The 21,392-nt window shown below is 72.1% G+C and carries 19 protein-coding genes; 11 read left to right on the plus strand and 8 right to left on the minus strand.

Translation table 11 applies throughout. From position 1 onward, the window contains the following. The first annotated feature begins 70 nt into the window (after positions 1-70). Both IEY95_RS44070 and IEY95_RS44075 read left to right on the plus strand, forming a co-directional pair. Positions 71-895, plus strand: coding sequence for a DUF5336 domain-containing protein (locus tag IEY95_RS44070; RefSeq protein ID WP_189191915.1), 825 nt, complete (start codon positions 71-73; stop codon positions 893-895). A 115-nt stretch (positions 896-1,010) separates the two neighbouring features. Further along, on the plus strand, positions 1,011-2,021 hold the full coding sequence (locus IEY95_RS44075) for an LLM class F420-dependent oxidoreductase (protein ID WP_189191916.1): 1,011 nt from the start codon (positions 1,011-1,013) through the stop codon (positions 2,019-2,021). 12 nt (positions 2,022-2,033) lie between these two features. Here IEY95_RS44075 and IEY95_RS44080 read toward each other — a convergent pair whose 3' ends face one another. Continuing rightward, a complete protein-coding gene (locus IEY95_RS44080; protein WP_189191917.1) occupies positions 2,034-2,606 on the minus strand; it encodes a hypothetical protein in 573 nt (190 codons plus the stop codon). Positions 2,607-2,790: 184 nt separating this feature from the next. Here IEY95_RS44080 and IEY95_RS44085 point away from each other — a divergent pair, with 184 nt between their 5' ends. Beyond that, positions 2,791-3,081 carry a hypothetical protein gene (locus tag IEY95_RS44085; protein ID WP_189191918.1) on the plus strand — a complete coding sequence of 97 codons (291 nt, stop codon included), beginning with the start codon at positions 2,791-2,793 and terminating at the stop codon, positions 3,079-3,081. 24 nt (positions 3,082-3,105) lie between these two features. Here the strand turns inward: IEY95_RS44085 and IEY95_RS44090 are convergent, their stop codons facing one another. Genes IEY95_RS44090 through IEY95_RS44100 form a run of 3 tightly spaced genes read right to left on the minus strand, consistent with a single transcriptional unit; the run spans position 3,106 to position 6,415 of the window. Then, a complete protein-coding gene (locus IEY95_RS44090; RefSeq protein WP_189191919.1) occupies positions 3,106-4,176 on the minus strand; it encodes a prenyltransferase/squalene oxidase repeat-containing protein in 1,071 nt (356 codons plus the stop codon). Further along, positions 4,173-4,907 carry a class I SAM-dependent methyltransferase gene (locus tag IEY95_RS44095; RefSeq protein WP_189191920.1) on the minus strand — a complete coding sequence of 245 codons (735 nt, stop codon included), beginning with the start codon at positions 4,905-4,907 and terminating at the stop codon, positions 4,173-4,175. The genes IEY95_RS44090 and IEY95_RS44095 overlap by 4 nt, the downstream gene beginning before the upstream one ends. Then, positions 4,901-6,415, minus strand: a complete 1,515-nt coding sequence (locus IEY95_RS44100; RefSeq protein WP_189191921.1) for a glycosyltransferase family 4 protein — start codon at positions 6,413-6,415, stop codon at positions 4,901-4,903. The genes IEY95_RS44095 and IEY95_RS44100 overlap by 7 nt, the downstream gene beginning before the upstream one ends. A gap of 240 nt (positions 6,416-6,655) precedes the next feature. On the opposite strand from IEY95_RS44100, the gene IEY95_RS44105 reads away from it, so the two are divergent. Further along, positions 6,656-7,336, plus strand: coding sequence for a TetR family transcriptional regulator (locus tag IEY95_RS44105; RefSeq protein WP_189191922.1), 681 nt, complete (start codon positions 6,656-6,658; stop codon positions 7,334-7,336). 295 nt (positions 7,337-7,631) lie between these two features. Here the strand turns inward: IEY95_RS44105 and IEY95_RS44110 are convergent, their stop codons facing one another. Together IEY95_RS44110 and IEY95_RS44115 are read right to left on the minus strand one after the other, a co-directional pair. Continuing rightward, positions 7,632-7,865 carry a ferredoxin gene (locus IEY95_RS44110; protein ID WP_189191923.1) on the minus strand — a complete coding sequence of 78 codons (234 nt, stop codon included), beginning with the start codon at positions 7,863-7,865 and terminating at the stop codon, positions 7,632-7,634. Between the two features lie 2 nt (positions 7,866-7,867). Further along, positions 7,868-9,325: an aldehyde dehydrogenase gene (locus IEY95_RS44115; protein ID WP_189191924.1), complete on the minus strand. Its 1,458-nt coding sequence runs from the start codon at positions 9,323-9,325 to the stop codon at positions 7,868-7,870. Positions 9,326-9,537: 212 nt separating this feature from the next. Between IEY95_RS44115 and IEY95_RS44120 the strand changes: the two genes are divergently transcribed. Further along, on the plus strand, positions 9,538-10,575 hold the full coding sequence (locus IEY95_RS44120) for a Strvi_7410 family MBL fold metallo-hydrolase (RefSeq protein ID WP_189191925.1): 1,038 nt from the start codon (positions 9,538-9,540) through the stop codon (positions 10,573-10,575). Between the two features lie 154 nt (positions 10,576-10,729). Here IEY95_RS44120 and IEY95_RS44125 read toward each other — a convergent pair whose 3' ends face one another. Further along, a complete protein-coding gene (locus tag IEY95_RS44125; protein WP_229703789.1) occupies positions 10,730-12,802 on the minus strand; it encodes an ATP-binding protein in 2,073 nt (690 codons plus the stop codon). A 187-nt stretch (positions 12,803-12,989) separates the two neighbouring features. Between IEY95_RS44125 and IEY95_RS44130 the strand changes: the two genes are divergently transcribed. Continuing rightward, positions 12,990-14,420: a PP2C family protein-serine/threonine phosphatase gene (locus tag IEY95_RS44130; protein WP_229703790.1), complete on the plus strand. Its 1,431-nt coding sequence runs from the start codon at positions 12,990-12,992 to the stop codon at positions 14,418-14,420. Here the strand turns inward: IEY95_RS44130 and IEY95_RS44135 are convergent. Then, positions 14,414-15,076 (minus strand): phosphotransferase, encoded by a 663-nt coding sequence (locus tag IEY95_RS44135; RefSeq protein WP_189191926.1) that lies wholly within the window; start codon positions 15,074-15,076, stop codon positions 14,414-14,416. The two genes, IEY95_RS44130 and IEY95_RS44135, sit on opposite strands and share 7 nt — an antisense overlap. Before the next feature lie 323 nt (positions 15,077-15,399). Here IEY95_RS44135 and IEY95_RS44140 point away from each other — a divergent pair, with 323 nt between their 5' ends. From IEY95_RS44140 to IEY95_RS44160, 5 genes are all read left to right on the plus strand, one after another. Then, positions 15,400-16,626: an SCO2321 family membrane protein gene (locus IEY95_RS44140; protein WP_189191927.1), complete on the plus strand. Its 1,227-nt coding sequence runs from the start codon at positions 15,400-15,402 to the stop codon at positions 16,624-16,626. After that, positions 16,623-17,273 (plus strand): SCO2322 family protein, encoded by a 651-nt coding sequence (locus tag IEY95_RS44145; RefSeq protein WP_189191928.1) that lies wholly within the window; start codon positions 16,623-16,625, stop codon positions 17,271-17,273. Before IEY95_RS44140 ends, IEY95_RS44145 begins: the two co-directional genes overlap by 4 nt. Before the next feature lie 292 nt (positions 17,274-17,565). After that, positions 17,566-18,666, plus strand: a complete 1,101-nt coding sequence (locus IEY95_RS44150; protein WP_189191944.1) for a CbiQ family ECF transporter T component — start codon at positions 17,566-17,568, stop codon at positions 18,664-18,666. Then, a complete protein-coding gene (locus IEY95_RS44155) occupies positions 18,663-20,354 on the plus strand; it encodes an ABC transporter ATP-binding protein (protein ID WP_189191929.1) in 1,692 nt (563 codons plus the stop codon). Before IEY95_RS44150 ends, IEY95_RS44155 begins: the two co-directional genes overlap by 4 nt. Continuing rightward, entirely contained in the window at positions 20,351-21,262 is a 912-nt protein-coding gene (locus tag IEY95_RS44160; RefSeq protein WP_189191930.1) for an ECF transporter S component, read from the plus strand. Before IEY95_RS44155 ends, IEY95_RS44160 begins: the two co-directional genes overlap by 4 nt. Positions 21,263-21,392: the final 130 nt, after the last annotated feature.

Here is a 21,392-nt window from a genome sequence, read left to right on the forward strand (position 1 = left end):
CAGTGCCTGACGGCGACATGGTGACAGCGACGCCTCCACCGACGACGAGACGACTCACGAAGGACCTGAAGTGAATATCCGCTCCCTCACTCGAGGCGACGGCGTGGTGATCGGAGCAGCGGTATTGCTGTTCATCGCCTCGTTCCTCAGCACGTACGACCCGGCCGGCAGCAACTCTCTCAACGCCTGGGACAACCTGGGCCTTGTGATGAGCATGTACATCGGTGGCATCGTCGGTGCGGCCCTGATCGTTGTCGCCCGCGCGCTCCCGCAGCCGCGGAAGGTGATCGGGCTCGAACTCGGCCCGCTCGGGGTGGCCCTGACGCTGTTCTCCCTGTGGACCTCGTTCTGGACGATCATCGACCCGCTGGGCGCGTTCAGCGACAGCTTCGGCACCTCGAACGTCAGCGCCGGCTCGGGTCTGATCCTCGGCCTGATCGCCGCCCTGGTCCTGGCCGCCGCCGCGATCGCCACCCCGCTCGTCCCGGCCCTGAACGCCGCCCTCGTCGGCGCCCCCAGGCCCCCCGCCCCCCAGCCCTACGGCGGCCAGCCCCAGGGCGGTTACGGCTACCCCGGCGCCCAGCAGCCGGGGCAGCCCTACGGCGGCGCCCAGCCGCAGCAGGGGCAGCCGTTCGGCGGTCCTTCGCAGCCCCAGCCGCAGCCGTCGGCCCCGCAGGCGCAGCAGTCCGGCGCCCAGGACTTCTCGCCGTTCTGGTTCGCCGTGCCGGTGCCGCGGCCGCTGTTCGCGGAGGACGGTTCGCAGGCGCCGATCGCCGAACTGGCGCCGGGCACCTGGTACCTGGCCGTCGAGCAGCGCGGTGCCACCCTGGTGGCGCAGACCCAGGACGGCCGTCGTGGCGTTCTGCAGGACACGTCGGGGATCCAGCGCGGCTGACGCCCGCTTCCCGCACATACGGCCCCTCGCCCTTCCGGGTGGGGGGCCGTTGTCGTACAGTCGCCAGCCGAATGCACAGCTGACAGTCCATCAGACGTCGACGCCCGGAGGGGACATGCGGCTCGGTCTCGCACTCGGCTACTGGGGACGCGGCCCCTCGGCGGACCATGCGCCGCTCGCCCAGGAGGCGGAACGGCTCGGTTACCACTCCGTGTGGACCGCCGAATCCTGGGGCTCGGACGCCTTCACACCGCTCACCTGGATCGCCGCGCGGACGTCCCGTATCCGACTCGGCACGGCCGTCGCACAGATGGCCGCCCGCTCCCCCACCACCACCGCGATGCACGCGCTCACCCTCGACCATCTCTCGGGCGGGCGCATGATGCTCGGCCTCGGGCTTTCGGGGCCGCAGGTCGTCGAGGGCTGGTACGGGCGGCCGTTCCCGAAGTCGCCGCTGACCGCGACCAGGGAGTACGTGGATGTCATACGGCAAGTCCTTCGGCGCGAAGGGCCCGTTGAGCTGGAGGGTCGATTCCACGCCCACCCGTACCGGGGCGCCGACGGCACGGGCCTGGGCAAGGCGCTGAAGCCGATCACGCACCCCCTGCGCGCCGAACTGCCCGTCCTGCTCGGCGCCGAGGGCCCGAAGAACATCGCGCAGACGACCCGGATCGCGGACGGCTGGCTGCCGCTGTACTGGTCGCCGACCCGCCCCCAGGCGTACGAGGCGTCGCTCACCGACCTGCCGGAGGGCTTCCTCGTCGCCCCCATGGCCCGCGCCCACGTCTGCGACGACGTCGCCGAAGGGCTGCTGCCCGTCAAGGCGATGCTCGGCTTCTACATCGGCGGGATGGGGCACGCGGCGCGCAACTTCCACGCCGATCTGATGGCGCGCATGGGGTACGAGGAGGAGGCGCGCCAGATCCAGGAGCTGTTCCTCGCCGGGCGTCGCGAGGAAGCCGTCCTCGCCGTCCCGGACGCCTTCGCCGACGAGATCTCGCTCGTCGGTCCCCGCGAACGCATCGCCGAGCGGCTGGAGTTGTGGCGCAAGGGTCCGGTGACCGACCTGCTGGTCCTGTCCCCGGACCCCCACACGCTTCGCGTCCTCGCGGAGCTCAACTCCTAGATCCTGGCCCGCCTAGCCACCCGTGAGCTGCGACGCCGACGGCAGCTGGTCCTTGACCTCGGCGCCCGCGCTCTTACCGGCGTCCTTCACCTTGTTGATGACGTCGTCGAAGGCGCTCGCGGCGGTGTCGGCCGAGTCACCCTTGCGCAGCTTGGAGGGCAGGCTCTTGAGTGATTCGATGCCCGCGGTGAGCGGGGCGATGGCCTTGGAGAGCGTCGGGTCGCCCTGGGCGTTCTTCGAGGCGGCCTTGAGGCGGTTGTACGCGAACGTGCCCGCGAGCCCCGCCTTGACCAGTGCGAGCGTGCGTCCGTTGGCGCCCTTCTTGAACTTGCCGGCCTTCCACGGCTTGACGATCCACTGGTAGGTGGCTCCGGCCGCGAGCCCCGCGTTGGCCACGAAGCGGGTCTTGGAGAGCTTCTGCTTCTGCGCGGAGGTGCTGGGACTGGGACTGGGACTGGGAGTGGCGGCCGCGGCCGCAGCGGCGGTGTCCTTCGCAGCGCTGCCACTGCCGCAGGCGGTCGTGCCGGCAAGCAGGGCGCAGGACAGGGTGAGCGCCACGATCAGGCGCCGCATCGGTACGGGCACGGGATCCTCCGGGAAGAGAACGGTCCCCCCTGATCAGGGACAGAGTTCTCCCTGGACAGGGACGTGTTCTCCCTGGTCGCGGGAGAACACGGCTCTACCGGCAGCCTCGCCCCGTCCCGCCGATTGCGCCACTTGAGCGAACCCGTTCGGGTTTCACCCACGGTTCGATGGCTACCCGGCGGGCATGTCCCGATATCGCAACGGCTCGAATCAGGCGGGGACGGTCATCGCGATCGTCGCCGACGTGATGGCCGTCATCCTCGGTCTGTGGATCCTGATGTATCTGCTGGACGCCAACCGCGCCAACGACCTGGTGCAGTTCGTCCATGACGCGGCCGCCTGGCTCGCCGGCTGGTCGCGTGACCTGTTCACCTTTGACGACGCGTGGGCGCGCGTCGTCGCGGGCTACGGCCTGGCGGCCGTCGTGTACCTCTTCGTGGGCCACGCGATCGCCAACCGTATGCACCGCCACTGAGCTTCCGGAAAGTCCGGAAGGTCACTACGCGCAGCAGTCGGGGTCCAGGCCCCAGGGGAGGCGTTCGCCGCCGAAGACCGCGCAGGTGGGCTCGTCGCCGCCCAGCGCGGCAACGGCCAGCAGGAGTGAACCGGCGGTCCAGGTGGTGAGTTCCTCGGGCCAGATGGCCTGGTCCTCGAAGACGTAGCCCGTCCAGTACAGACCGGTCTTCGGATCGCGCAGGTGCTGGATGGACTGGAGGATATCCAGGGCACGGTCGGACTCGCCCACCGCCCACAGGGCGAGGGCGAGTTCGGCCGATTCGCCGCCGGTCACCCACGGGTTGGGGACCACGCAGCGGACACCGAACCCGGGGACCACGAAGCGGTCCCAGCCCTCATCGATACGGGACTTGGCCTCGGCGCCCGTCAACGCGCCGCCGAGCACCGGGTAGTACCAGTCCATCGAGTAGCGGTCCTTGTCGAGGAACCGCTCGGGGTGGAGCCGTATCGCGTGCCGCAGCGCGCCGACCGCCAACTCCCAGTCGGGCTGCGGCTCTTCCCGCTGCTCGGCGATGGCGAGCGCACAGCGCAGCGCGTGGTGGATCGACGAACTCCCGGTCAGCAGCGCGTCGTTCACCGCCGTGCCGTCGTCCTCGCGCTTCCAGCCGATCTGCCCGCCGGGCTGCTGGAGCCCGAGCACGAACTCCACGGCCGCGGAGACGGCCGGCCACATGCGGTCCAGGAACATGTCGTCGCCAGTGGCCAGGTAGTGGTGCCAGACGCCGACGGCGATGTACGCGCAGAAGTTCGTCTCACGGCCGCGGTCGGTGACGTCCTCGAAGTCCCCGTCGGCGTACGCCGCGTACCAGGAGCCGTCCGTGTTCTGGTGCCTGACCAGCCACTCGTACGCGCGCTCCGCCGCCTCGTGCTCCCCTGCCGCGTCGAGCGCCATGGCCGCCTCGGTGTGGTCCCACGGGTCGAGGTGGTGCCCACGGAACCACGGTATGGCGCCGTCCGGCCGCTGCACCCCGAGGATCCCGCGCACCGTGGCGGCAGCCTGCTCGGCGGTGAGGACCCCGGGCAGGACGAGGTGTTCTGTCCGGGGGGTGGTCACTTGGCTTCCACCAGGGGGAGGTGGGGCTTGGTCGCGTACGCCACGAAGCTCTTGCCGATCAGCGGGTTCAGCGCCTGCTCGGCGACCCGGGTGGCCAGCGGTTTCTTCATGATGTCCCAGACCAGGAGCTTGTGGTACGCCCGCACGGGCAGTGCCTTGTCGTTGTCGACGCCGAACGCGCACTTCAGCCACCAGTACGGGGAGTGAAGGGCGTGCGCGTGGTGGCTGCCGTAGGGCTTGAGGCCGGCCTCGCGGATCTTCGCCAGCAGTTCGTCCGCCTTGTAGATGCGGATGTGGCCGCCCTCCACCTCGTGGTACGCGTCGGACAGCGCCCAGCAGACCTTCTCGGGGCCGTAGCGCGGAACCGTGATCGCGATGCGGCCGCCCGGCTTCAGCACGCGGACCATCTCCGCGAGGACACCCTTGTCGTCCGGGATGTGCTCCATGACCTCGGAGATGATCACGACGTCGAAGGACTCATCGGGGAAGGGCAGCGCCAGCGCGTCGCCCTCCATCGCCGTCGCGGTGGCTCCGGCGGGCGCCTCACCCGCCTCCTTCATCGCCGCGAACCACTTGGCGACCTCGCGGATCTCCTCGCCGTTCTGGTCCAGCGCGACGACCTGGGCGCCACGCCGGTAGCACTCGAAGGCGTGCCGGCCGGCACCGCAGCCGAGGTCCAGGACGCGGTCGCCCGGGGCGAGCGGGAACCGGGAGAAGTCGACGGTCAGCACGTGGCCCTGCTTTCGCGGTTGGCTACAACTAGTTCTTCGGCGGCGTCCGGGGCGGGGGTCTCGGCCCCCTCGGCGGCCGCGGAGCGGTCGGGAGGCGTGGCCGCGATGGGGGTCCCCCCGGGCGAGCGAAGCCGAGCCTGGGAGAGGTCGGGGCCTGCCGCGGAGCGGCAGGAGTCGTCGCCCGCGGAGCGGCGGGGGGCCGCGCCCGCGGAGCCGGCCATGGCCTGCCGGTAGTGGGCCACCGTGCCCTCGGCGGCTCGGGCCCAGGTGAAGCGCTGCAGTACCCGCTCACGGCCGGCGACACCGAGGCGTACCCGGAGCTCCGGGTCGCCGAGCAGTCGGCTCAGAGCGGCGGCCAGTGCGCCCGAGTCGCCGGGCGGCACCGCGAGGCAGGTCTCGCCGTCGGGCCCGGCGACCTCCGGGATCGCCCCGCCGGTCGTGGCCACCAGCGGCGTACCCGTCGCCATGGCCTCCGCCGCCGGGAGGGAGAAGCCCTCGTACAGCGACGGCACACAGGCGACCTCCGCCGAGCGCACCAGGTCGACGAGTTCCGCGTCCGAGATCCCCTTGACGAACTCGACGGCGCCTTCGAGCCCGTACCGCTCGATGGCCTGGGCGACGGGCCCGTCCTCGGCGCGCTTGCCGACGACGACGAGGTGGGCGCCGGGGTGCTCGGTGCGCACCTTCGCGAGCGCCTCGACCAGGAAGACCAGGCCCTTGAGCGGCACGTCCGCGCTGGACGTCGTCACGATGCGGCCCGGCACCTGCCGTACCGCCGGATCCGGCGAGAAAAGGTCGGTGTCCGCGCCGATGTGCACGACGTGGATACGGTCCTGGGCGACACCCAGGTGGTCGACGATCTCCTGGCGTGACGTGCCGGAGACGGTGAGTACCGACGGCAGGCGGCGCGCGACGCGCTTCTGCATGCGCGTGAAGGCGTACCAGCGGCGTACGGACGCGCGGCGCTGCCAGCCCTCGGCGGCGTCCAGCTCCAGCTGCCGGTCGACGGTGATGGGGTGGTGGATGGTGGTGACCAGCGGCGCGCCCACGTCGCCCAGCAGGCCGTAGCCGAGGGTCTGGTTGTCGTGGACGACGTCGAAGTCGCCTCGGCGGGCACGCAGATGCCGCCGGGCGCGCAGCGAGAAGGTCAGCGGCTCGGGAAAGCCGCCGGTCCACATCGTGCCGACCTCGAGCGCGTCGATCCAGTCCCGGTACTCCTCGCGCTTCGGGGTGCGAAAGGGGTCGGGCTGGCGGTACAGGTCGAGGCTGGCCAGCTCGGTGAGGCTCAGCTCGGGCAGGCCTTCGTCCAGCACGGGATAGGGCTGGGAGCCGATGACCTCGACCCGGTGGCCGAGGCGGGCGAGCTCGCGCGAGAGGTGCCGTACATAGACGCCCTGGCCGCCGCAGAACGGGTTCCCCTTGTAGGTGAGGAGCGCGATGCGCAGAGGTCGGTCCCCGTCGGCGGCCGCGCCCTCCCCGGAGCCCGCCTCCATGGCCTCAGCGGTCACTTCCGGCCCCCTTCTCCCTGCACTTTCCCGCGAGATTACGCGGGGACGGTAATCTAGAACAAGTTTCAGACTTGATCGTTCAAGGAGCATTGAATCTACCGGCAGGTAGCGCCGCTGTGAGCGGTGGATCGGGTGATTCACGCCACGGCGGAATGGCGGGGTCCGATGATTCGCGCAGCAACCGGAAGCCCTGCCATGCTGACTCGTCGCTCCCTCTCGCTGATGTCACGGAACGGACCCATGCCTGCGGAAGCCAAGGCGGACTCGAAGAACGCGCGGTCGGCGTCGCAGCCGTCCACGCCCCTCTCCACGCACTCCACCCCGCACCCCGCCACTCCCCCGCTCACCGAGCGGCAGGAGGCGCGCCGCCGCCGGATCCTGCACGCGAGCGCGCAGCTGGCCAGCCGGGGCGGCTTCGACGCCGTACAGATGCGCGAGGTCGCGGAGTCGTCCCAGGTCGCCCTGGGCACGCTGTACCGCTACTTCCCTTCGAAGGTCCATCTGCTGGTCGCCACGATGCAGGACCAGCTGGAGCACATGCACGGCACGCTGCGCAAGAAGCCGCCGGCCGGGGACACGGCGGCGGAGCGGGTGGCGGAGACGCTGATGCGGGCGTTCCGCGCCCTGCAGCGCGAGCCGCATCTCGCCGACGCCATGGTCCGCGCGCTCACCTTCGCGGACCGCAGCGTCAGCCCCGAGGTCGACCAGGTCTCCCGGCAGACCACGATGATCATCCTCGACGCCATGGGCCTCGACGATCCCACCCCCGCCCAGCTCTCCGCCGTCCGCGTCATCGAGCACACCTGGCACTCGGCCCTGATCACCTGGCTCTCGGGCCGGGCCTCGATCGCCCAGGTCAAGATCGACATCGAGACGGTGTGCCGCCTGATCGATCTGACGGACCCGGCCGCGGACGACTAGGGCGGCAGCCCTGCGTGCCCGCAGGCACGCAGGCACGCGGGCACGCGGGCACGCAGAAACCTACGAGACGGGTTCCCTTCGCCGGTATTACCCGGATCAGGTAGTGGAGGTCGCCATCCGGTCCAACTGCTACCTTCCGGCCTCTCAGCCCGACCGTCGACGTCGGCCTCAGCGGATGCCTAAGCGTCTCGCCAAAGTCGGCTACTCCGGTTGAACTCCCTCACTCGCCTCGTAGGCCAATACCAGAATAGAACGCCCATGGCCGAATAGAACCCCCCGAAAGGGATTTTTTTCTTCAATCTTCCGGCGGGAACACCGGCTCCCCGCTCCCCAGCAGCGTGACCATGATCGCCTCCACCGGGCAGCCCTCCGCCGCCTCGAGGATCTTCTCGTTGGCGTCGGCCTCCGGCTCGACCGGATGGGACTGCATACCGGTGTCGAGGCGGAAGGCGTCCGGGGCGTGGTGGACGCACTGGGCGGAGCCGATGCACACGGAGCGATCGACCTCCACCTGCCAGCGGTCGCCCATGCTCACGCCTCCCAGCCGGCCGGCAGATGGATCATCTTGTGCTCCAGGAACTCGCCGTATCCCTCGGGGCCGAACTCCCGCCCCAGGCCCGAGTTCTTGTAGCCGCCGAAGGGGCCGAGCATGTCGAGGCTGAAGGTGTTGACGGAGTAGGTGCCGGTACGGACCTGGCGGGCGACGTCGATGCCATGGGCCACGTCGGCCGTCCAGACGCTGCCGCTCAGCCCGTAGTCCGAGTCGTTCGCGATCTTCACGGCCTCGGACTCGTCGCCGTACGGGAGCAGGCAGATCACCGGTCCGAAGATCTCCTCCCGCGCGATCCGCATGGAGTTGTCGACATCGCCGAAGAGGGTCGGCTCGACATACCAGCCGCGGTCGAGGCCCCGTGGACGACCGCCGCCGGTGAGGATCTTGGCCCCTTCCTCCTGGCCGATGCGGATGTAGTCGAGGTTGCGCTGCTGCTGACGCCTCGCGACCAGCGGGCCCACCTGGGTCGCCGGGTCCAGCGGGTCGCCGACCACCAGTGCGCCGGCCGCCGCCGCGAAGGCGTCCGCGAACTCGTCGTAGCGCGAGCGCGGCACCAGGATGCGGGTCTGGGCGACGCAGGCCTGCCCGTTGTTCATCCAGGCCGCCGAGACGATGCCGGGGACGGATGTCCCGATGTCGGCGTCCGGGAGCACCACGGCGGCGGACTTGCCGCCCAGCTCCAGGGTCACGCGGGTCAGATTGCGCGAGGCGACCTCCATGACACGCTTGCCGGCCGCGACCGACCCGGTGAACGAGACCTTGTCGATGTCCGGGTGTCCGACCAGGTATTCGCTGACCTCACGGTCCGCCGGGAGGATCGACAGCACCCCCTCGGGCAGCCCGGCCTCCTTCGCGATCTCGCCCAGCAGATAGGCGTCGAGCGGCGACTCGGGCGACGGCTTCAGTACGACCGTGCAGCCGGTCAGCAGCGCGGGCGCGAGCTTGGCCGCCGCCACGAACTGCGGGACGTTCCAGGGGACCACGGCCGCGACGACCCCCACCGGCTCGCGCCGGACGAGGATCTTCCCGAGGACTCCGTCGCGCGTCTCCTCGTAGGTGTAGGTGCGCGCCACCGTGATCGCCGCGTCCCACACCATCATCGCGCCGAGGGCCTGCGCGAGGACGCTCCAGGAGTACGGGGAGCCGTTCTCGGAGGAGATGACGCGAGCGATCTCCTCGTGGCGCACCGCGATGGCGTCCTTGATCCGGGTGACGACCTCGATCCGCTCGTCGAGGCTCATGCGCGGCCAGGGGCCCTCGTCGAACGCCTTGCGCGCGGCGGCGACGGCCCGGTCGACGTCCGCCGTCGAAGCGTGCGGCACCCGTCCGATGACCTCTTCGGTGTGGGGCGAGATGACCTCGATGACGTCCTTGCCCAGGGGATCCGTCAACTCCCCGCCTATGAACAGCTGTCCGTGTTCCACGAGCTCCGTCATGGCCGACTGCCTCCCGGGGGACCGTTCCCTGACGTTTCTCTGACGCTTCATCAGATACGAGAACTGATACCAGTTCCAGTCAACGGAGTCCACGGGCCGAACACCGGACGCGGAGAGATAACGGTCGACTTGGGCACCCATTGGAATCTGTTCTAGTTATAGTGGCCGGGCAGACCGGACAGTGACCGGAACACGGCGATTGGTGGGAGCCCATGGCGCAGGTGACCGATCACGGCGGGGGCGTACGGTCGATCAGTGTCCCCATCCCGGACAACCCCCTCGGCCACACCCTGGTGTACGTCGTGGACACGGACCGCGGCCCCGTCCTGATCGACACGGGCTGGGACGACCCCGCCTCCTGGGACACCCTCGCCGAGGGCCTCGCCGCCTGCGGCACCTCCGTCTCCGAGATCCACGGCGTGGTCATCACGCATCACCACCCGGACCATCACGGCCTGTCGGGCCAGGTGCGCGAGGCGTCCGGGGCCTGGATCGCGATGCACGCGGCCGACGCCTCGATCGTCCGGCGGACGCGGGAGAACCGGCCCGAGCGCTGGTTCGCCTACATGGCGGCCAAGCTGACGGCCTCCGGCGCACCCGAGGAACACCTGGCGCCCCTGCGCGACGCCAGGAAGTCGGCCCGCCCCAGCACCCTCCCCGGCTTCTCCCCCGCCCTCCCCGACCGCGAAATCGTCCCCGGCGAACTCCTCGCCCTGCCGGGCCGCCGCCTGCGCGCGATCTGGACCCCCGGCCACACGCCAGGCCATGTCTGCCTCCATCTGGAGGAGGACCACCCCGCCCGCCTCCCGGGCCACGGCCGCCTGTTCTCCGGCGACCATCTCCTGCCCCGGATCACCCCGCACATCGGCCTGTACGAGGATCCGGACGACGTCACCGTCACCGATCCGCTCGGCGACTACCTCGACTCCCTGGAGCGCGTCGGCCGCCTCGGCCCCGCCGAGGTGCTCCCGGCCCACCAGCACACCTTCACCGAGGCCCCTTCCCGCGTACGGGAGTTGCTCGCCCACCACGAGGAACGCCTCACCGGACTGCTGATCCTCCTCTCGACACCGCTGACCCCCTGGCAGCTCGCCGAGCGCATGGAGTGGAACCGGCCCTGGGACCAGATCCCTTACGGATCACGCACCATCGCGGTCTCCGAGGCCGAGGCCCATGTGCGGCGCCTGGTGAAGCTGGGGCGGGCGGAGGCGGTGACGGGGAGCGATCCGGTGACGTACGTGGCGGTGTAATGCGCCGGCCGCGGCGGGCGCGCGGCGTCGGGAACTACGAGGACGCCTTCCGCAGGGTCGGCGACACCTGGCTGCCGGCCTCAAGCACGCTGGTGCTGTCCTTCGGCGGGCCGACACCCCGTCAGTGACCGGGGGCGAACCGCCGAGTGGTCCGTCAGCAACCGTGCGCCGCGTAGTCCAGCCCCTCCTCGTACGACAGGGCGAGGCCCTCCTCGTATGCCTTCTCGTACTCCGCGTCGCCGATCTCGTCGCGGACGCGGAGTTCGTGCGAGCGGCGGGTGGCCATGAGGTCGGGTGAGTTCATCTGGGCGCGGCCGGTGAGTTCCCACACGCGTGCGCCGATGCCGAGGAGGCGGGCCGCGCGGTGGCCGTCGCCGGCCGCGACGACACCGGCGGCGAGCACGTCCAGGGCCATGGCCGCGCCGACGGTGTTGTGCAGCAGTCCGTGCCCGGCCAGGGCGGTGCGGGCGTTGCCGACCGCCGCACGGACGTCGCCGCGGGTCAGGTCCATCTGGGCCACGATCCCGTCGGCGAAGGCGCCCGACCACGACTCGCCGCACGCCACGCTGGCCGCGCGCACCTCCTCGGCCACCGCACGCGCCCGCTCGTGGTCGCCCCGCATCATGTGCGCGAAGGAGAGCGCCACGCGCACCTGGAGCTGGGCGGCCCCGAACCCGTCCTGCCGGAGGGGCAGCCGAGGCGTCGCGGACAGCACCTCGATCGCTTCGGACAGCCTGCCGCTCAGGGCCAGTTGACCGCCGATGAGGTACGCGGCGGCCACCACCGCCGCCGGGTCGCCCTGGTCCCCTGCCGCGTCGGCGCACCGAAACGCCCAGTCGGCGGCGACCTCCAGGTCGCCCTGGAGCAGCGCCACCGCACTGCGCGCCCACAGGGCTCGCGTGCGGTCGGGGCCCGGCGCCGGGTCGGTGGCGAGCGCCAGGTCGAGACAGTGCTGGGCGTCGCGCAAATAGCCGCAGTGCCGCCAGAGGAAACCGATGTCGGCCGCCATCTCCAGGGCGACGCGTCGGTCCGGTTCGGTGAGTGCGCAGTCCACGGCGGCGCGGAGGTTGGCGTGCTCGGTGAGGATGCGCTCGCACCACGCCACCTGCCGTCCGGTGTTCCACTCGGCGCACCCCTCGCGGGCCAGGCGCCGGTAGTGGTCGCGGTGGCGCAGCCGTACCACCCGTTCCTCGCCGAGCGCCCGCAGCCAATCGGCGCCGAACTCCCGCACGGTGTCGAGGAGTCGGAAACGGTCCGGGGCGGCACGATGGCGGCGCACGATGGACTGCTCGACGAGCCGGGCGAGCAGATCGGCGATCCGCCCGGCGGGCAGCGGACCGCCCGCGCAGACCTCCTCGGCGGCGCGCACGCAGAAGCCGCCGGCGAACACCGAGAGACGGGCCCACAACAGCCGCTCCAGCGGTGTGCACAGCTCGTGGCTCCAGCCGATGGCCGTACGCAGCGTCTGGTGGCGCGGCGGCCCCTCGCCGTCGCGCGCGACGAGCAGATCGAGCCGGGACGGCAGGCGTTCGCCGAGGCGGTCGCGCAGCTGGGCCAGGGAGAGCTCGGAGAGCCGGACGGCGGCGAGTTCGATGGCGAGCGGGATGCCGTCGAGGCGGCGGCAGACGGCTTCGACGGCCGTGCGGTTGGTGTCGTCGAGGGCGAATCCGGTGGCGGCCGCCCGGTCGGCGAACAGGGCCACCGCGTCGTCGGCGACCGGCAACGGGTCCAGGTACAGCACGCGTTCGCCGGGCAGGCCGAGGTGCTCACGGCTGGTGACGAGGATGCGCAGCCCCGGCAGGACCGGCAGCAGCGCCTCGGCGAACGCCACACAGTCCGCGAGGACGTGCTCGCAGGAGTCGAGGACCAGCAACAGCCGCTTGCCCTCGGCCCATTCGGCGACCACCTCGATGACCGGGCCCGTCGACTGGTCCGCCAGCCGCAACGCCTCCACGACGGCCAGGCCCACCAGGCCCGCCGTGTGCAGCGGGGAGAGCTCCACCAGCCACACCCCGTCGGGGTAGGCGTCCCGGATCCGGCCCGCGGCCCGCAGTGCGAGCCGGGTCTTGCCGACGCCCCCGACCCCGACGAGACTCACCAGCCGGTCGATCCCGATCCCGGGATCCAACTCCTGGTCCAGCCAGTCGAGTTCGTCCCGTCGCCCGACGAAGCTCCGCGTCTCGGGGGGCAGGTTGCCGGACCGTCCACCAGTCGTCTTGTCAGACACACCGATCAGTGTGTCCGGGTAGCACCCCGGCGATGCCCCGCTCGGGCAACTCGAACGGAAAGAACGCAACACCCGGTCACTTTCGGGCACCTTTCGACGAGATGCGATCAACTCCCTGTTGGCGAGGGCGGGAAGGGTGATATTCGGAGATTGTCAGGTGATGGGCGAAGAGGAGCAGAGGTGACGGATGGCCGCCAGGGGCGGAGGCGGTGGGGGCGACATGGCCACGGGTGACGGGAGCGGGGGCGGCAACTCGGGCGCGGGCGCCGGAGGCGGCGACTCGGGCGCGGGCGCCGGAGGCGGCGACTCGGGCGCGGGCGCCGAAGGCGGCAACCCGGCCGCAGGGGCCGGAGACGACAACCCCGCAGCGGGCACAGGCTCCGCAAGCAGCAACCCGGCCGCAGGGGCCGGAGACGACAACCCCGCAGCGGTCGCAGGCTCCGGAGGCGGCGCTCCGGTCACAGGTGCCGGGGGCCGGAGTGACGGCCTGACCGCGGACGTCGGCGTCCGGGGCGGCAAACCGGCCGCGGGTGACGGCCTCGGGGAGGGTGACGTGACCGCGGGCGTCGGGCGGCAGGTGCGGTGGCTGGTGCTGGTTCCGTTGGTCGCCTGTCTGGCGATCGCCGTTCCGGATCTGCTCTTCGACCGGGTGCCACCGCTCATCGTGCTCCTGCTCGTCGGCCCGCTGCTGGCCTGCGTCCGGCTGGGCGTCCGGCACACCGTGCTGGCCTGCTGCTGGTCCGCGGTGCTGGGCCTCGCGATGGGGATCGGCGACCGCACCGTGCAGACCTTCGCGTTCGCCGTCCACTGGAGCGCCCTGCTGCTCGGCTGCACGCTCACCGTGTACGCGGCCCGGCAGCGCGCCCGGCTCATCGCGACGCTCGACCGGGCCCGCGAGGCCGCCCGGATCACCCAGGAGGCGATCCTGCGGCCCATCTCCCGCACCCTGGGCGGCACTCAGGTGTGCACCCGCTACCACAGCGCCGCCCGCGAATCGGCCGTCGGCGGCGACCTGTACGACGTCGCGGTGACACCGTACGGACTGCGTGTCCTCGTCGGCGATGTCCGTGGCCACGGGCTCGACGCCCTCCGGTTGACCGCCGAAACGATCACGGGCTTTCGCGATCTCGCCTATATGGCACCCGACTTGGCGACTCTCATCCGCAACCTCGACGCACGGCTCGCTCCGGAGATGGGCCCCGAGGACTTCGTCACCGCCGTGCTCGCCGAGTTCGCGCCCGGCGAGGTGCGACTGGTCAACTGCGGTCACCCGGCACCCCTGCGCGCCGGCCACCGCATCGAACTCCTCGAACCCCTCGTCCCCGCACCGCCGTTGGGACTGCACCCCGACCCGCGCCAGTACCGCGTTCGGCTCCAGCCCGGCGACCGGCTCCTCCTCTACACCGACGGCCTGACCGAGGCCCGCGACCCGGAGGGCGCCCCCTTCCCCCTCCTCGGCGAGGCGGCACTCGCCCTGCGCGAGCCGCTCCCCGACGAGGCCCTGCACACCCTGTACGCCCGCCTGATCGCCCACACCGGCTCGGCCCTCGCCGACGATCTCGCCCTGGTCCTGTGCCAGCCCGTGGAGGCGACGGTTCCCGCACGGGTGGCTCAGTGAAGCAACGTACGGATCAACTTCTCGGCGTCTCCGAGGAGTTGGACCTCGCGCACGCTCATCGTCGGATTGGCCGCCCGGCGCCGTCGCGCCTCGACGAGACCGTCCTCCGTCACGCCGGGCGTGCCCTCGCCGAGCATCGCGGCCAGCGTCTCGCGCGCCACCTCCGCGTGCGGCTCACCGCCGACGGCGACCTGGGCGAGGATCACGGCGGACATCCCCCAGTCCAGGCCGGGCGCGCCCTCCTCGGCGTTGGCCCAGTCGATGACCTTCGGGCCGTCCGGGGTGAGCATCACGTTGTCGGGGTGCAGGTCCAGGTGCAGTACGCGGACGCCGGGGTCGGCGGAAACCCGGGCAGGCACCGCGTGCAGCCCGCGCAGCAACCGGGCGAGGGTGACGCCCGCCTCCCGCGGGGAGAGCAGACCGGCGCCGAACGCCTCCAGCATGGTCGGCCCGGACAGCCGCTCCATCACCAGGTCGCGGCCGGTCGCCGCCCGCACGCCCGGCACCGGATAGCCGTGCCGGCGCACATGCTCCATCACCGCGGCCTCGGCCGCGGCGTCGCCCCACCCCTCCCGGTCCCGCCGCAGTACCCACGCCTCGTCGATCTCGTAGACGTCCGCCGAACGCCCCGAGCCCAGCAGTCTCCCCGTTCGCATGGGCCGAACACTAAGCCCTGTCTGTCGGGACTGCCCCGGCGCCCGCGCGGGCTCGCAGGTGGCCCCCAGGTGCTTTCCTACGGCCCGGTAGAGTGAGCGGGTCGTCATCACACCCGTACGGGGGGAAGCCGGTGCAATTCCGGCGCTGACCCGCAACCGTGAACCACCGCCAGGTGGTGAGCCGGATCGCCCCGTGCAGGCCGTGACCGGCTCGTGCCACCGGCAGCCCGCCGCTGGCCGGCATCGTCGAGGGATACGGAGCCGGAGCCGCCCGGATGCTCCAGCGTGCGCCCGGTGCTGCCCGGCTCCCCGCAGGGAGAGTCATGATTGTTCGCCGCAGCGCCGCGGTACTGGCAGCCACCGTCGTCATCGGTACGGCCGTCGCACCGGCAGCCTTCGCCGCCGACGCGTCTCCCTCTCCCTCCCGGGCGATCCCGTCCGGGCTGTACGGCTCCACCGACCCCACCTACGACGGTGTCTGGCGGCAGTCGCTCGCACTGCTCGCCCAGCACACCGTGGGCGTCGAGCCCGCCGCCAAGGCCGTCGACTGGCTGACCGGGCAGCAGTGCGCGAACGGGGCGTTCGCTCCGTACCGCGCCGACGCCACCGCCAAGTGCGACGCCAAGACGATGGTCGACACGAACAGCACGGCCGCCGCCGTGCAGGCCCTCGCCGCGCTCGGCGGGCACGACGCCGTCACGGGCAAGGCCGTCGACTGGCTGAAGTCCGTGCAGAACAAGGACGGCGGCTGGGGGTACACCCCGGGCGGGGCGAGCGACGCCAACTCGACGTCCGTGGTGATCGGGGCGCTGACGGCCGTGGGCGAGAAGCCCGCCGATGTCTCCAAGGGCGGCAAGTCGCCGTACGACGCGCTCGTGGCTCTGTCCATCGCGTGCGGCTCGGACGGTGGCGGCGCCTTCGCCTACCAGCCCGACAAGAAGGGCAAGCTCGCGGCGAACGCCGACGCGACGGCGGCGGGGGTGCTCGGCGGCCTGGGCAAGGGGTTCGTGACGAAGGCCGGCGCGGCGGACGACCTCACGCAGTGCAGCACCACCGACTCTCCGGGACCGGAGGACCTGGCGCAGAACGGCGCCGACTATCTGGCCAAGTCGCTGAAGAAGACCCCCTACCTGAAGTCCGCTCTCGCCGGTGCCGAGGACCAGCCCGACTACGGCAACACGGCGGACGCGGTCGTCGCGCTGTCCGCCGCAGGCGCCACGTCGCCGGCGAAGGAGCCTCTCGCCTGGCTGGAGAAGAACTCCGGCGCCTGGGCGGCGAAGTCCGGTCCGGCCGCGTACGCCCAGCTGATCTTCGCCGCCCACGCGACCGGCACGGACCCTCGTCAGTTCGGCGGCGCGAACCTCGTCGAGCAGCTCGGCGCGACCGGTCCTGCGGCGGACGCGTCCGACCACTCGACCGCGCCGAGCGACGAGAAGAAGAAGGACGACGACAAGGGGCTCGGTGTCTGGTGGATCGTCGGCGTCGGTCTCGTCGCCGGTATCGGCATCGGCTTCCTGATCAGCGGCCGCAACAAGAAGCAGCAGCTGTGATCCGCCGTCGGACGTCCGCGCCGGTTCTGGCCCTGACGCTGGCCCTGCTGCTCCTCCTCGGCGGCGCGGGGCAGGCCCGGGCCGTCGGCTACCGCTACTGGTCCTTCTGGGACCTGACCGGCGGGAAGTGGACGTACGCGACCCAGGGTCCGTCGACCGCGCGGCCGTCCGACGGCGACGTCGAGGGGTTCCGCTTCGCGGTGAGCGAGGACTCGCAGGACGCCTCGAAGCCGCGCGGGGCGGCGGACTTCGCGTCCATATGCGCGAAGACCCCGGCCCAGCAGGGCAACAAGCGCATAGCCCTGGTCATCGACTTCGGCACGACGGCGGACGCGCCGTTCGGCGAGACGCCGCCGGCCCCGCGTACGGCGTGCGCCCGCGTCCCCTCCGACGCGACGACGGCCGACGCCCTCGCGTCGGTCGCGAAACCCCTCCGCTACGACACCAACGCCCTCCTGTGCGCCATCGCGGGCTACCCGCGCACCGGCTGTGGCGAACAGGTCTCCGCCACGAAACCGACGGCCTCCGCCCGCCCCCAGGCGAAGGCCACCCACCACGGCCCGTCGGTCGGCCTGCTCGCAGGTGCCGCCGCGGTGGCCCTGCTGGGCACGGCCGCCGTCTGGCAGGCACGCCGCCGCCGGGGCTGAGGCGGGGGTGGGAACGATGACGAACAGTGACGGGGAGCGGACGGCCGGCGCTGGCGTTGGCACAGGTGCTGACGCCGGCACAAGCGCTGGCGCCGGCAGCGAACGGAACAAGGCCGCTGCCAGGGAACGACCCGCCCGGTGGGGGCGCGCCTCCGCCTCCACCGCTGCCGCTGCCACCGTGGGCAATCGTCCCGCAGGACGAGGGGGCTCCCCCCTGCCCGAGCGGAGCCGAGAGCTTGGGGGAGCGTGGGCACAGCCTGCGGCGCCGGGTGCCGTTCCGACCGGGCGCCCGCTGCGACGCCGTACCCGCACGCCGCAGGCGACCCGCAGCAACGCCCTCCACCCGGGCGCCTGGTGGATATGGGCCCTCGGCCTGGGAACCGCCGCCTCCCGCACCACGAACCCCCTCCTCCTCGCCCTCCTCGTCGGCGTAGCCGGATACGTCGTGGCGGCGCGCCGGACCGAGGCACCCTGGGCGCGCTCCTACGGCGCCTTCGTGAAGCTGGCGGCCGCCGTCCTCGGCATCCGGCTCGGCTTCGCCGTGTTCCTGGGCTCCCCGATCCCTGGCACGCACGTCATCGTCACGCTCCCCGAAGTTCCCCTCCCCCACTGGGCCCAAGGCATCCGCATCGGTGGCCGCATCACCGCCGAGGGCCTGGTCTTCGCGCTGTACGACGGCCTGAAGCTGGCCACGCTCCTCATCTGCGTGGGCGCGGCGAACGCCCTCGCCAACCCGGCGCGTCTGCTGAAGTCGCTGCCGGGAGCGCTGTACGAGGCGGGCGTCGCGGTGGTCGTCGCCCTGACCTTCGCCCCGAGCCTGATCGCCGACGTGCAGAGACTGCGCGCCGCACGCAGGCTGCGCGGCCGCCCCGACCGGGGCCTGCGCGGCCTGCTGCACGTAGGACTCCCGGTCCTGGAAGGCGCGTTGGAGCGTTCGGTCGCCCTCGCGGCGGCGATGGACGCGCGCGGCTACGGCCGCACCGCCCAGGTCCCGCCCGCCGTCCGCCGCACCACCGCCGTACTGACACTGGGCGGTCTGCTCGGCGTCTGCGCGGGCACGTACGGACTGCTGACCGCCGAGGGCGGCAGCTACGGCCTGCCGGTGCTGCTGGCCGGGCTGGCCGCGGCGCTCGGCGGCCTGTGGCTGGGCGGCCGCCGCTCGCTGCGGACGCGGTACCGGCCGGACCTGTGGGGCACACGGGCCTGGCTGGTCGCGGGGTCGGGCGTGGCCGTGGCGGCGCTGATGATCGTCGCCGCCTCGTACGATCCCGTGGCGCTGCGCCCCGGCGTCGTCCCCCTCGTGGCCCCCGCCCTTCCGCTCGGGCCCGCGGCGGCGATCCTCCTCGGTCTCCTCCCTGCCTTCGTCGCCCCGATCCCCAAGGAGCCGTCGTGATCCGCTTCGAGGATGTCTCCGTGACGTACGACGGTGCGGCGGAACCCACCGTCCGGGGCGTGGACTTCGAGGTGCCCGAGGGCGAACTGGTGCTGCTCGTGGGGCCCTCCGGGGTCGGCAAGTCAACGGTTCTCGGCGCGGTGAGCGGTCTCGTCCCGCACTTCACGGGCGGAACGCTGCGCGGCCGGGTCACGGTCGCCGGGCGGGACACCCGCACCCACAAGCCGCGCGAACTCGCGGACGTGGTGGGCACGGTGGGCCAGGACCCGCTGTCCCACTTCGTGACCGACACCGTGGAGGACGAACTCGCTTACGGCATGGAGTCGTTGGGCCTCGCGCCGGACGTGATGCGGCGCCGGGTGGAGGAGACCCTGGACCTGCTGGGCCTGGCGGCACTGCGCGACCGACCGATCGCCACGCTCTCCGGCGGCCAGCAGCAGCGGGTCGCCATCGGCTCGGTCCTCACCCCGCACCCGAGGGTCCTGGTCCTGGACGAGCCCACGTCCGCCCTGGACCCCGCCGCCGCGGAGGAGGTCCTCGCCGTCCTCCAACGCCTCGTCCACGACCTCGGCACCACCGTCCTCATGGCCGAACACCGCCTGGAACGCGTCATCCAGTACGCCGATCAGGTCGTCCTCCTCCCGTCCCCGGGCGCCGCCCCGCTCCTCGGCACCCCCTCCGAGGTCATGGCCGTCTCCCCGGTGTATCCGCCGGTGGTGGGCCTGGGCCGCCTCGCCGACTGGTCCCCCCTTCCCCTGACCGTGCGCGATGCGCGGCGAAGGGCGGGTGCGTTGCGGGAGGGGTTGGCCGAGGTCGCGGGCGATACCGCACCGAGGGCCGACAGCGCGGTCATTCCCCCCTCCCCCTCGCGCCCCCACTCCACGTCCCGCCTGTCCCGGCTCCTGCGCAGGGCCACCCCTACCGCTCCCGCCCCCGCGCAAACGGCCGTGATCGAATCCCTCGCCGTCCGCCGCGGTCGCGTCGAAGCACTCCGGCGCGTCGACCTCACGGCCGCCCCCGGCGAGGCCATCGCGCTGATGGGCCGGAACGGCGCCGGGAAATCCACCCTCCTCGGAGCGCTGGTCGGGCTGGTCGAGCCCGCCGCCGGATCCGTCCGGGTCGGCGGCGCGGTGCCGCACCGCACGGCACCGCGCGAACTCATACGACGCGTGGGCCTCGTACCGCAGGAACCACGGGACCTGCTGTACGCGGACACGGTGACCGCCGAGTGCGCGGCCGCCGACCATGACGCGGGCGCCGAGCCGGGCACCTGCCGGGCGCTGGTGTCGGAGCTGCTGCCGGGGATCGCGGACGACACCCACCCCCGGGATCTGTCGGAGGGCCAGCGGCTGGCACTCGCGCTGGCCGTCGTGCTGACGGCCCGCCCCCCGCTGCTGCTCCTCGACGAGCCGACCCGAGGCCTCGACTACGCGGCGAAGGCCCGGCTGGTCACCGTGTTGCGCGGCCTGGCCGCCGAGGGCCACGCCATCGTCCTGGCCACCCACGACGTGGAACTCGCCGCCGACCTGGCCCACCGTGTGGTGATCCTCGCGGACGGCGAGATCGTCGCCGACGGCCCCACCGCCGAGGTGGTCGTCGCGTCCCCCTCCTTCGCCCCACAGGTCACCAAGGTGCTGGCCCCACAACCATGGCTGACCGTGGCCCAGGTCAGGAACGCACTCTCATGACGTCACCGGAAGCCCAGTCCCGGACCCAGGCTCAGTCCCAGACCCAGTCCCATCCTCAAACCCAGACCCAGTCCCGGGCCCAGACCCGGCCTCATACCCAGACCCAGACCAAAGCCATCCACCTGGGACCCCGCTCCATAGCCGCGCTCGCCCTCGTCAGCGTCACCGGCGTCGCGGGATTCGCCTGGCCGCTCTTCGCGGGGCACGGGTCTCAGGTCAATGCGCATGCGCAGGATGCTCCCTGGCTGTTCGGGGGCCTTCTGGTGCTGCTCGTCGCCGTGGTCGCGGCGACGATCTCCGAGTCGGGGCTCGGGCCGAAGGCGGTGGCGATGCTGGGCGTGCTGGCCGCGACCGGGGCCGCGCTGCGGCCGATCGGGGCCGGGACCGCCGGGATCGAGCCGATGTTCTTCCTGATGGTGCTGAGCGGGCGGGTGCTCGGGCCGGGGTTCGGGTTCGTGCTGGGGTCGGTGACGATGTTCGCGTCGGCGCTGCTCACCGGTGGGGTCGGGCCGTGGATGCCGTTCCAGATGCTCGCCATGGGGTGGTTCACCCTGGGCGCCGGGCTGCTGCCGGGCCCCGACCGGCTGCGGGGGCGGGCCGAGCTGGTGATGCTCGCCGCGTACGGCTTCCTCGCCGCCTTCGCGTACGGCACCGTCATGAACCTGGAGGGCTGGCCCTTCATGGACGCGCTGGCCTCGAACGTCGCCTTCGACCCGCACGACACCGTCCCCGGCAACCTGACCCGTTTCCTCGCGTACTGCCTGGCCACCTCGCTCGGCTGGGACCTGGGCCGGGCGGTCGTCACCGTCGTCCTGACCCTCACGCTCGGCGCGACCCTCCTCAAGGCGCTGCGCCGGGCCACGCGCAGGGCCGCTTTCGAGACCCCGGTCACGTTCGAGCCGCGGTGACCTGCGGCGCGCGTCACACTCCGCCGTGGCTCCGTGTGGGCGCGCGTGCACCCTCTGGCAGCTGCGGAGTGAAGCACCCCATAGGGCCTACGTCACATACTAAGGACGACAGTAGGACAAATAGGACGCC

This window comes from Streptomyces albiflavescens (assembly GCF_014645835.1).
Taxonomy (GTDB): Bacteria; Actinomycetota; Actinomycetes; order Streptomycetales; family Streptomycetaceae; genus Streptomyces; species Streptomyces albiflavescens.